The organism is Gammaproteobacteria bacterium (genome assembly GCA_029884425.1).
Lineage (GTDB): Bacteria > Pseudomonadota > Gammaproteobacteria > S012-40 > S012-40 > JAOUHV01.
On sequence record JAOUHV010000002.1, the window covers coordinates 92,390 to 104,191 of the forward strand.

Consider the following 11,802-nt stretch of genomic DNA (forward strand, 5'->3'; position numbering starts at 1 on the left):
TTTTCTCGCAGATTTAAAAAACACAATTATACCGTCGTCGATCCCGACTGAAAAATCAGCCGGCAAACTGGTCCGCGTATTCGATCAACTGATCGCGGGTGAACAAAAATACACCATCGCCGCCGCGCGCCAGCTCCAGCCACATGAAGGGCACTTCCGGAAACGCCTGTTCCAGATTCGCCGCACTGGCACCCACCTCGACCACCAGCACACCGTGCTCGGTAAGATGCTCGGCCGCTTCGCGCAAAATCACCCGTGTTGCATCCAGGCCATCTTCACCCGACCCCAGACCCAGCGCTGGCTCATGTTCAAATTCCACCGGCATGGCAGCCAGATCCATACTGTCAACATACGGCGGATTGGAAACGATCAGGTCGTAACGCTCTCCGTCCAGCGCGGCAAACAAATCGCTCTGCACCAGTCGCACCTGATCTTGCAGATGCGCATGACGTTGCAAATTTTGCTGCGCCACTTCCAGCGCATCAGCAGAAATATCCACGCAATCGACCATGGCATCGGGGAAGTACTGCGCGCACGCCATACCGATACAACCGCTGCCGGTGCACATGTCCAAAATGCGATGCACATTGTCAGATTCCAGCCAGGGCGCGAAGTGTTGTTCAATCAATTCAGCGATGGGCGAACGTGGCACCAATACGCGCGAATCCACATGGAACTGCATGTTGGCAAACCAGGCTTCACCGGTCAGATACGCCGCAGGAATGCGCTCTTCGATGCGCCGACGAAACAACTCCAGCACCGCGCGTTTTTCCTCGCTGGTCAAACGTGACTCCATGTAGTGGCCGGGCAAATCATGCGGCAATTTCAGCGCATGCAAAACCAGATTGGCCGCTTCGTCCAGTGCATTGTCGGTGCCATGACCAAAATAAATGCCGGCACGATTGAAGCTGGTAATGCCGTAGCGAATAAAATCGCGAATGCTGTGCAATTCCAGCAATAAAGTATCGTTCATTGTCATCTCTCTAAATCCAGCCAGACACGTTGCGCGCAATCACATCGCACAATGCCTGGACGTGATCCTCGCGATCATTGAGCGCGGGAATGTAATGGAACTGTAGTCCGCCATGTCCAATAAAGTGCTGGCGATTTTCCACGTTGATTTCTTCAATGGTTTCCAGACAGTCTGCCGAAAACCCAGGGCAAACCACTTCAACACTTTCCAGCCCTTCTTTGCCCCAGCGGATCAGGGTTTCATCGGTATAGGGACGCAGCCACTCTTCCTTGCCAAAACGTGACTGGTAACTGACCTGCCACTCATCCGACTGTAAACCAAGCTGGTTGGCGGTCGCCTTGGCGGTTGCCTCGCAGTGAGTGCGATAGGGGTCACCGTTATCGACATAGCGCTGCGGCATACCGTGAAAAGAAAACAGCAAACGTTTGGCCCGGCCATGCTGTTGCCAATGCTCGCGAATGCTACTGGCCAAGGCAGAGATATAACCCGGGTGAACGTGGTATTCATTCACGGTGCGAATTTCCGGCATGCGCCGCCAGCGCTGCAACTCAGTGAATACCGCGTCATGCACCGACGCCACCGTCGATGCCGAATATTGTGGATACAACGGCAGCACCAGCACGCGGCCCACACCGGCTTTTTTCAGACTGGCCAAACCGTGTGCCACCGATGGTTGACCGTAACGCATCGCCAACTGACAAACGACTTTATCGCCCCATTGTTGCTGCAGACGCCCGCTAATAGCCTGGGTCTGGGCACGACTGATCACCAGCAGGGGCGCGCCCTGTTCGGTCCACACGCTCTGATAGGCATGGGCAGACTTGGCCGGACGAGTACGCAGGATAATGCCATTGAGGATTAACCACCACAAAGGCCGGGACATTTCCACTACTCGCGGGTCCCAGAGAAATTCTTTCAGGTATGGCTTGAGGGCAGCGGCGGTCGGCGCCTCAGGAGAACCCAGGTTCACCAGCAATACGCCAATTTTGCCCCAATTGTCTACGGCGTCAGCCGCATCGCCAAGGTAGTTCATCCCCGTTCCCGCTCCACTTTTTTGAAGCAGGGAGTTTACCGGAATGACCAGAAAAGTACACCGCCGGGCTAGGCGGCGATCACCTTGTTAAGCATGGGGCCAATATCAGATTGGATCTGCAACATATGTGTCTGCGCCATCTTCAGCGCGTCGTGATCCAGGCCGGCCTGTTGTAGACAATCCGCCGGCACGTCCATCACCGGCATATCACCAACTCCCAACTTGGCCAGCAACAAATCAGCCACGGTCATCAGCCTGGCAAATGCCTGATCCCCGCCGGCGTATTCCAAATCATGGTGCGCAGCCGCACAATGTTGCAGCAGATCGTCCAGATTCCACGCAGCCAGCAATGCTTCGCCCGCCTCGACATGGGTAATTGCCAGGGTACGACGCTCAAGCTCCACCAGACTGACTTCGGACTGCTTCGAACTAAGCCGATTCAGCAACGAGTATTCGGTCGGGAACAACTGCGCCAACACCAAATAACCAATGTTGTGCAGCAAACCCGCAAGAAACGCCGTGCTCAATCGATTACGCAATTCCGGCAACGATGAACAGGACGCCAGATATTGGCAAGTGATTGCGCTGAAAAACGCATCACGCCAAAGATTGGCCAACCCCAACCGGCCCTCGCGAGGACCGTGAAAATGATTGCAAAGCGACAATCCCAGCGCCAGATCCAGCGCTTGCTCCAACCCCAGCACATGGTGAATCGCCTCATGCACCGATTGCAGCTTGCCCTGATAGGCAAACACCGGCGAACTGGCGTAGCGCAACAGATTGGCCACCAGTACCGGGTCTTGCTCAATAATTTTTACCGCTCGCACCACGTCGCGGTTGGCATCGCCTCGCAACGTCACCAACTGTGCGGCGATACCGGGAATAACAGGCAATTCCATGCCCCGACGAAATCGTTCGCGCAGACCGGACATTTCGCCCGCCGCAAACGTCACGCTTCCCGACTTGGCTCCCTGTATCTGCGGTACGTGCTTTATTTCCTGCACGAAGCTGCGCGCCTGCCGTCCAAAATGACCAATCTGCGCATCACTACACATGCGCGCAAACGCCGTCTTGGACAACCGAATCACCGCATTGGCTGATCCAGAGGCTACGTACAGCGCTGTTTGTTCACACAGACTCTGCTCAATAACCCAGGGCAAATTGAACAGTCTATGCCAGGGAGGCAGCATGATGGGTTCATAACCCAACAACTGACCATAAAACTGTTTGGCGTACGCCAAGGTTAGTCGACGATTGAGTTGTCGATTCAGCGCCTCAAAATCCAGCCCTTGATCCGCCGCCAGCGATACCAGAATGGCGCCTCGATCATCTGCCAGCAACACTGTTTTGACCAGTTGCCGTGGCGAAATCCCCACCGCACCGGCTACATCAAACGTGCTGTCCACGGTTTTGTGGGCAATCACATCGTAGGCGATATTTAATCTTTTCAAGTATCTCTGCGAGATATCCAAACACGACATACCAGTAACCTTATGGCTCATCCCACAGTTGTCCGCCGACCTAAGCCGGCATTTTTTTTTGTTTTGTCAGTGTCCAGCGCCGGCAATCTGGCTATCGATTTCCGCTTCAGCGTCCAACCAATCCTGCATGGGGTTGCCGCCGACAAATCCTCGGCTTTGCGCACGAAAATAAGCCGCATCACGAATCATTTGTTCACGCTGCATACCTGAAACTGAAGCCGTTTTTTTCGTCGCCTTGCTCGTGCTTTTAGTGGTCGTCGCACGACGCGCTTTGGGTTTGGCGGCGCTATCCGCAGTTGTTCTGGTAACGGCGGCCTTTCGGCTACGCACTTTGGTCTCTGCCATGGTCATTTCCTTGTATTCTCAATTTAACTTGCTTCACTATCCGGTGTTGCCCTGCGCGCCCGCCGCAGCCTGCAGACCAGGAACATACTGAATCCACGCATCCGGCGAATCCATCAATCGGCGCAATAACGCCAGATTGAGCGCGCGATTGGCACCACACCCCACGTACATCCCCTGAAAACGCACCTGCAGCAAACTCAAATCCGCCAGACACGCTAACACGTCGTGGCGGTTGAAAACGCTGGTGTCTCCGCCCTCACGGGATTGATGCGGCAAAGGCTGCGCGCCGGCATGGCGCACACAGGACTCAAACGTGGCGCGACGGATATCGACCACCACATCTCGCAAATTAACCGCATGCTGCTTGCGCCCCTGAGAGCGCAGACAAGCCACACGCAAGTTTTGCGCCGGTAATACGCGTGCCCAGCTGCCATGATGCTGAACCAACAGGGGAGACTCCACTTTTAGGACTCTCCTTGGCTGAGTTTGTTGCACTACGCCCGCAGAATGCAGCAACGCAACAAACGACGAAGCGCCACCATCCATTTCCGGGACTTCCGGGTAATTCAGCTCAATCACCGCGTTATCGATGCCCACGCCGTACATTGCCGCCAGCAGTTTTTCGCAATTGCGAATCACCTGCTCTTGTTGCCCCAAGCTCAAACCATACTCCGGCATGGCATCTGCCAAGGTCGCCGCCAACTGCCAACCCAGAACATCAAACACAATGCCGCAATTTTCCGCTGCGGGATGTATGCGCATCTGCACCTGTTGAGCGCTATAGCGCGCCAGTCCCTTCGCCTGCACGGTAAAACGCAATGTCTGCTGCATGTCTAATCTTCCAAAATGACAGGGAGATGAAATACCAATACATCTCAGCAATCATCGACATTTTGCAGGGTTACTTGAGTAAACTTCAACGCCACATTTTGCGCCACCACAAAAAAGAAAAGGCGACAAATGCCGCCTTAACATATTGTTTTATCTTAAATAATTATTTTCGCCAGATCGTCGCACCAGACGACGCCTTGTCAATTTTTTCCAGACGCTCTTCATGCGCGAGCAATTCGCCGGCGCTGGCGTAACACACCCGCAATGGCTGATTGCGGTCCAGTCGACGAATCGTGCTTACTGCCGGCCCGCCGGCCTCACCCTGACCATCAAACCCCAGACTGACCTGACCACCGGTCATGGCCAGATAGACGTCAGCAAGAATTTCCGCGTCTAACAACGCGCCGTGCAATTCGCGATGGGCATTGCTGATGTCGTAGCGTTTGCACAACGCATCCAGGTTGTTCTTCTGCCCCGGATGCAGTCTGCGCGCCATTTCCAGGGTATCGAGTACCGTGCAATAGTCTTCGATTCGACCCCACTGCGCACCCAACAGCGACAATTCGTAATTGATAAAGCCCACGTCGAACGCCGCGTTGTGAATGACCAACTGCGCACCGCTGACAAAGTCAATAAAACTACGGGCTACGGTCGCGAACAGCGGCTTATCGGCGAGAAACTCGCTGGTAATACCGTGCACCTGCAGTGCGCCTTCTTCACTGTCACGCTGTGGATTAATGTACTGGTGATAGGTGTTGCCGGTGACCACACGATCAATCACCTCGACACAGCCAATTTCGATAATGCGATTGCCCTGCGAAACCTCCACGCCGGTGGTTTCGGTATCGAATACGATTTGTCTCATGCGTTATCCCATTATTTCTTCAACGCCGCGATTGGCCAATTGGTCCACGCGCTCGTTTTCATCATGGCCATTATGCCCCCGCACCCAGTGCCAACTGACCTCATGTTTGGCCACCAGCTCGTCCAGTTGCATCCACAAATCCTGGTTTTTGACCGGCTTTTTGTCTGCGGTTTTCCAACCTTTGGCCTTCCAGCCTGCCAGCCACTGGGTCATGCCATTTTTGACGTACTGGGAATCGGTGGTAATCAGCACCCGACAGGGGCGCTTCAGTGCCTCCAGCCCACGAATCACCGCCGTCATTTCCATGCGGTTATTGGTGGTCTGCGGCTCGCCGCCGTACAGTTCCTTTTCCGTGCCGTTGTGACGCAACAACACGCCCCAGCCACCGGGGCCGGGATTGCCCTTGCAGGCACCGTCAGTAAACAATTCAGTCACATTATTTTCGCTGGTAGCCATTACGCGTCTCCACCAAATCAGCTGCCAACAATCGCCGCTTGCGTTGCCACCGCGGCTTGATCGGGGTGATCGGAATCACCCGTTTGCGAACCACATACAAAGTCACCCCGCCAAACGCAGGCCAGAGCCGTTCGCCCCACCCGTCCAGCGGTGCCATCCAGCGCTGTACCTCCGGGTGACCAATGGGCGGACGATGGAAAAACGTCCGCACCTCACGCACCTGAAAACCCAGCACCTCCAGCCAATCCTTGGTGCGTATCGGATTGATAAACCGGCAACACCAAGGTGCCTGCTTGTTTTCACCAAAAGTAAGCGCCCGCCTCATCCCCCAAAGACTCCAGGGGTTAAAGACCAGCAGCACCACATGCCCTTCGGGTATCAAAATGCGCTCGACCTCGCGCAGCACCTGATGCGGTTGCGGATGCATTTCCAGGGTGTGGGGCAAAATAACGACATCAACACTGTCCGAGGCCAACGGAATCTGCGCCGCATCGGCCAGCAACATCCGCTGCGATGCCGGCAAGGTCAAATCAGGATCGGCGACAACCTTGTGACGAACACAGCTCTCGGCCAGATAATCCGTGTCATACAAATACCCCAGCTGCACCAGGTGATAACCGAACAGCATGGGCAGAACCTGCTGCAGGGCGGTGCGCTCCTCACGGGCCAACACCTCCCCCAAACCCTCGGCGTACCAGCGTCGCATCTGCTGACCAACGCGGATCACGGCCTCGGAACTGTACTCCGGCTCCGGTGACGAATAACCGTTAAGTTGTCCCAAGCTAAATTTCACTGATCAATTACTCACCAAGTCTTTCGTCCAATTGGTCAACCGCGCACAAAACATCCCAAACGCGTTAAAGCCTTGTTCCTATCATACCGTTAATAACAGTGAATGCTAACCATTGCCGTGGCACACATTTGGCATTACCGGACTTTCGGTCCGAGCGCTTCACGTCTGCGGTACGTTTTTGGCGCATAGTTGCTTGGAATACAAGGCCTTTTGTGAAACCATGTGGCCCTGTATGAGATTGATCCTAAATTACCCAAGGTTTTTTATGGCAAAGAAGAATAAGTCCACTCGCTTTATGTTGCTGCCCACCAGCCTTACGCTCGGTGCTGCGGTCCTTTTGAGTGCATGCGCGCATATTCCGCAGCAAAACAGTGCCATAGATGCAGACAACACCGCAGAAATCGCCGACTCACAAGCCGATTTTCCAGCCGTATTCCGCAAACAGGACAAAACCACTGTTTGGCCCCAGGCGACATCCAGCACCTTCCCAGTACTAAGCCGCCTGTCGAGTAGCTCCAGCACCTCTGGATTGGCACAACGCAATCCACCACCCGCACTATTTGATGACAAAATTGCTGACACCGAGAATTCGGTCGATGTCGCCGACAGCGGCGATGATGACCTGTGGCAACGCGTGCGCGCCGGCTACAAACTGCCCGACGTTGATCACCCCCGCATTGAATCGGAACTGGCATGGTATGCCCGTCACCAGGCCTACCTGGACCGGGTCGCCGAGCGCGCCCAACCCTATTTTCACTTCATCGTTGAAGAAGTCGAGCGTCGCGGCATGCCCGCAGAAATCGCCCTGCTGCCCATCGTCGAAAGCGCGTTCAAACCCTTTGCCTACTCTCATGGCCGCGCTGCTGGTATCTGGCAATTTATTCCCAGCACCGGCCGACTGTATGGTCTGAAACAGAACTGGTGGTACGACGGACGTCGTGATGTCGTGCAATCCACCCATGCGGCCCTGAGCTTCCTGGAAGACCTCAACCGCAGCTTCAAGGGTGACTGGATGCTGGCGCTCGCTGCCTACAACTCCGGCTGGGGCACCGTGTCCCGCGCCATCACCAAAAACAAACGTCGTGGCTTGCCAACAGACTTCTGGTCATTGGATTTGCCGCCTGAAACCCGCGCCTACGTACCCAAGCTGATTGCCATTGCCCGTCTGGTGAAAAATCCCGAACAATACGGCATGACGCTGCAGCCCCTGCCCAACGAGCCCTACATGGCCGAGGTCGACACCAAGAAACAGATCGACCTTGCCCTGGCTGCAGAATTGGCTGAACTCAGCGTGGACGAAATCTACATGCTCAACCCCGGCTTCAACCGCTGGGCAACCGACCCCAAAGGTCCGCATCGCCTGATGCTACCCCTCGACAAGGTCGAGATTTTCGAAGCCAATCTGGCTGCTCTGCCTGATTCCGAGCGCGTGGCCTGGGAACGTCATACCATCGGCAAGGGTGACACCCTGTTATCCGTCGCCAACAAATATGACACCACCGTGGAGCTCATCAAAGAGATCAACAATATCAAGGGCAACATGATCCGCCAAAACCAAGAGCTGGTCGTCCCCGTGGCCCGCAAGTCACTGGCGTCCTACAGCATGAGTGCCGATCAACGCCTGAGCCGCCTGCAAAATACAACGCCTTCCAGCAACAAACACAAGATTGCGTACCAAGTCCGCAGCGGTGACACCTGGTGGAGTATTTCCCGCAAACACAACGTCAACGTACGCACCTTGGCAAAGTGGAACGGCATGGCCCCAGGTGACACCCTGAGCGCCGGCCAGAAACTGGTTATCTGGACCAAGAAGGGCTCGACATCACCCAAAACGGCCTTCACCCCCAACCACGAAGACCGTACCCAGAAAATCACTTATCGTGTACGTCGCGGTGATTCACTGGCCACCATTTCCCGCAAATTCAACGTCAACTTAAACGACTTGATGCGCTGGAACAGCGTGTCTGGCAAGAAGCACCTGAAGCCCGGCCAAAACCTGGTGGTTTACGTCGACGTCACCAGCCAGGCCAACATCTAAAACTGCACCGGTCACCCGCCTTCGTGGCGGGTGATTGATTTCCATCCTCTCCCGCGCAATACCAACCACTCCAAATTTTTAGTGCTAGACACAGTCATCGCGTTCAAACAACACAAAACCAGCGTAACGTTTCATCTCTCGCCGGCGTTCGGCTGAGGCAAACATCGCCAGCAAACGCATGGCCAGCCTTAACGGCAGGGGAAACGGCGCAGGGCGGAGCAACCGATCGGCCTCAATGGGAAAATAACGAACTTCCTTCGGCTGCCAGCCAATCTGGGCAAAAAAGCCGTAATAGTCCGCCGGCTCAAACAGAAAAGGTGCGTTCTTCATCGCCTGGCTCATACCACTTCGCCGACGATATTCGTACGACGCCGGCGAAAAATAATCCGTCAGCCAATAGTGGATTGAAGCATGCGATTGCAGGTCTGCGCCCAGTGAAGCCACTGCATCCTCAGACAGATAAGGCGTAACCGCCTCGGTGAGTACCAGGATTTTTTTCGACTGCGCAGAAATTTCGCCAAGAAATTTCTGCCTCGCATCGACATCGGCCAAATCCAGTCTGACTCGCTCCAACCGACAACGTGCTGTCTCGTCAGAAAGACGGGCCTCCTTCAAGTCGATAACGTGCGGATAATCCACTTCGACCCAGCGAATCGGCGATGACAGTTGCATTCGATAAGGCCGGGCATCCAGTCCTGCTCCCAGATTCAGAATCGTATCCACACCCTCAGCAATAGCGGCAAGAATGAACTCGTCGATAATTCTGGTGCGAATCACCACCGTCCAACCGCCGATCATCGCCCGGGGCGGAAGGCGCTCAATAATCCTTCTACCCTGCTCGCCCGCCAGCTTCGCCGCCAGCGGATCATGAAACAGTGCGTTTGGTCGATCGGTTTCCATCGCACGATAAGCCGCCGCCATAAAGGCGGTATCGGATACTTGATTGATTTCAGATTGGTTCATACAACCTCACTTTATACACCACCATAAATGCAGGAGGTAACAGACATTTGAATGATCTCGCAGCAAGCTATCATTGTTACAAATGAAACAAAACACCCTGTCATCAGAAACCTTCCAGAAATAAACATTGTTTAATCTATCCACAATACGAATATCAGCCATAGGTAATTCGACATTTGAGAATCGACAAGCAATTGCATCAGGTTGAACTAGCATCGTAAAACGACTGATCTCGTAGGGTGCAAAAAGCATTGCTCATTGCACCAAAAATAATACACTCGGCGCAAAACCAGTTAGCTCTTGCGCCCTACTTTGCCATTTTTGCACTGGAGATGAAATCATGCTTTACAAAATATTAAAAAATAGGTCACTGTTCGCCATACGTTTAATTGCCACACTGCTCCTTGGTATTGCATCAACATCAAGCGCATTTGCAGAAGAACCACTGGAAAAATCAACAACGACACCCACAGCATGGACTAGGCATTATGGCGTGACTGCTGCCACGATAACCGCCCAAGTTAATGCCGGCTATCGCATTATCGATATCGAAGTTGTAAATGCCACAACCCCGACTTTTAACGTAGTGACAGTAGCAAACTCCGGAGAAAACACTAGCGCTTGGTGGTGGTATTACGGGATAACTTCTAGCCAGCTCTCAAGTTATTTAGCCAGCAATAACGCCAGACTCATTGATATTGAATCATACTTTGTCAATGGCACTCGATATTTCGCCGTCGTCATGATCCAAAACTCCGGAACCAGAGCCAGTTCATGGTGGTATTACTATGGTCAAACATTTGCCGACTTATCGGCTAAATTGAAAGCAAACAATGCTCGCCTAATTGACGTCGACACATATGAAGTAAATGGAGTTAGATACTATGATTCCATTATGATACAAAACACCGGCACCAATAGTGCTGCCTGGTGGTGGTATACAGACATCCCCGTATCTGATATTGGAAAATATGCGAATACCAATGATGCTCGCTTAATAGACATTGAGCGTCAAAGCAACGGAAAATATACTGTTGTTATGATAAAGAATTCTGGCTCACAATGGTGGTGGCTCTATGGTGTTACCGCAGACAATGTAAATAGCTTTCTCTCACAATACGGCACTCGCATCATCGATATTGAATCCTATTTGATCAATGGCGAATACCGATATGATGTAATTTATCTCAATAACGTTAACGCGCAAACATCTCGTGTTCGTGATTTGATTGCGAACAAGCGCACTGGAGGAACTTTTGGTTTGTACGTAAAAGAAGTTAATGCATCCACCAAAGTAGCATTAATGTCATCCACTCCATTTGAACCTGCCAGCACCATCAAAGCGGTACATCATATTCACGGAATGAAGCGTGTTTATGACAAACAAGATTCTCTTAGCGACTTAGTGCAAGGCTTCTCTGATTATGTTAAGAACGGCGACGGAACAGACAGCAGTTGCCCACAAGACACCTCACCTGTTTGGATTCCGCGATCCAATGCACACAATCTGATGATGGTTAACTCCGACAATCGCTGGACCCAAGCATTTCGCGTGGAATACACAGAAACTGCCTTGAACAATACGGCGATTGACCTTGGAATGTCGTCAACAAAACTAAATCATCGCATAGGCTGCGGCGGAACACCAAATCAGCTAACGTTAGTTGATGCTGGCAAGCTTTATCAAGCGGTCCGCAATGGTTACATTGGCTATGGCTCCGAACGAAACAGTTTTTACAATCTAATGATTATGGGACAGAACGACATTACCCCAGTCATTAACGAAGAAGCCGCCAACCTTGGACTCGACAACACTCAGATTAATGACTTCAAATCTCGAGTTCGTGCAGCAGCCAAAGCCGGAAACTATGATTTAAATAACGCACTGTATGTAAGCATCGCAGGCTGGGTTTCATTCCCAGCTAAAACTCCGACAGGTGTAATCGTTGGCAAAGAATACGTCCACGGAATGTTCATAGATAAAGCATCATCAATTTCACCCGAGTTTTTAATTTGGAATATGC

At 52.9% G+C, this 11,802-nt stretch carries 11 protein-coding genes; 2 read left to right on the top strand and 9 right to left on the bottom strand.

The window, feature by feature from the left end:
- Positions 1-55: 55 nt before the first annotated feature.
- The 8 genes from prmB to OEW58_01025 form a co-directional block, all read right to left on the bottom strand.
- A complete protein-coding gene (gene prmB / locus OEW58_00990) occupies positions 56-979 on the bottom strand; it encodes a 50S ribosomal protein L3 N(5)-glutamine methyltransferase (protein ID MDH5299922.1) in 924 nt (307 codons plus the stop codon).
- 4 nt (positions 980-983) lie between these two features.
- Entirely contained in the window at positions 984-2,006 is a 1,023-nt protein-coding gene (gene hemH, locus OEW58_00995) for a ferrochelatase (GenBank protein MDH5299923.1), read from the bottom strand.
- A 68-nt stretch (positions 2,007-2,074) separates the two neighbouring features.
- Positions 2,075-3,457, bottom strand: a complete 1,383-nt coding sequence (locus tag OEW58_01000; GenBank protein MDH5299924.1) for an HDOD domain-containing protein — start codon at positions 3,455-3,457, stop codon at positions 2,075-2,077.
- Between the two features lie 96 nt (positions 3,458-3,553).
- The gene (locus OEW58_01005) at positions 3,554-3,832 is read right to left on the bottom strand and encodes a DUF2934 domain-containing protein (protein ID MDH5299925.1); all 279 of its coding nucleotides are present in this window, start codon (positions 3,830-3,832) and stop codon (positions 3,554-3,556) included.
- Positions 3,833-3,868: 36 nt separating this feature from the next.
- Positions 3,869-4,663, bottom strand: coding sequence for a UDP-3-O-acyl-N-acetylglucosamine deacetylase (locus tag OEW58_01010; protein MDH5299926.1), 795 nt, complete (start codon positions 4,661-4,663; stop codon positions 3,869-3,871).
- A 163-nt stretch (positions 4,664-4,826) separates the two neighbouring features.
- Complete coding sequence (gene dnaQ, locus OEW58_01015; GenBank protein MDH5299927.1) at positions 4,827-5,528, bottom strand: DNA polymerase III subunit epsilon; 702 nt, start codon at positions 5,526-5,528, stop codon at positions 4,827-4,829.
- Positions 5,529-5,531: 3 nt separating this feature from the next.
- On the bottom strand, positions 5,532-5,984 hold the full coding sequence (gene rnhA / locus OEW58_01020; GenBank protein ID MDH5299928.1) for a ribonuclease HI: 453 nt from the start codon (positions 5,982-5,984) through the stop codon (positions 5,532-5,534).
- Positions 5,965-6,777 (bottom strand): class I SAM-dependent methyltransferase, encoded by an 813-nt coding sequence (locus OEW58_01025; GenBank protein ID MDH5299929.1) that lies wholly within the window; start codon positions 6,775-6,777, stop codon positions 5,965-5,967. Before OEW58_01025 ends, rnhA begins: the two co-directional genes overlap by 20 nt.
- A gap of 265 nt (positions 6,778-7,042) precedes the next feature.
- Between OEW58_01025 and OEW58_01030 the strand changes: the two genes are divergently transcribed.
- On the top strand, positions 7,043-8,815 hold the full coding sequence (locus OEW58_01030; protein MDH5299930.1) for a LysM peptidoglycan-binding domain-containing protein: 1,773 nt from the start codon (positions 7,043-7,045) through the stop codon (positions 8,813-8,815).
- An 84-nt stretch (positions 8,816-8,899) separates the two neighbouring features.
- Here OEW58_01030 and OEW58_01035 read toward each other — a convergent pair whose 3' ends face one another.
- Positions 8,900-9,778 carry an SAM-dependent methyltransferase gene (locus OEW58_01035; protein MDH5299931.1) on the bottom strand — a complete coding sequence of 293 codons (879 nt, stop codon included), beginning with the start codon at positions 9,776-9,778 and terminating at the stop codon, positions 8,900-8,902.
- Positions 9,779-10,118: 340 nt separating this feature from the next.
- On the opposite strand from OEW58_01035, the gene OEW58_01040 reads away from it, so the two are divergent.
- On the top strand, positions 10,119-11,802 hold a 1,684-nt coding region (locus OEW58_01040; GenBank protein MDH5299932.1), incomplete at its 3' end, for a class A beta-lactamase-related serine hydrolase.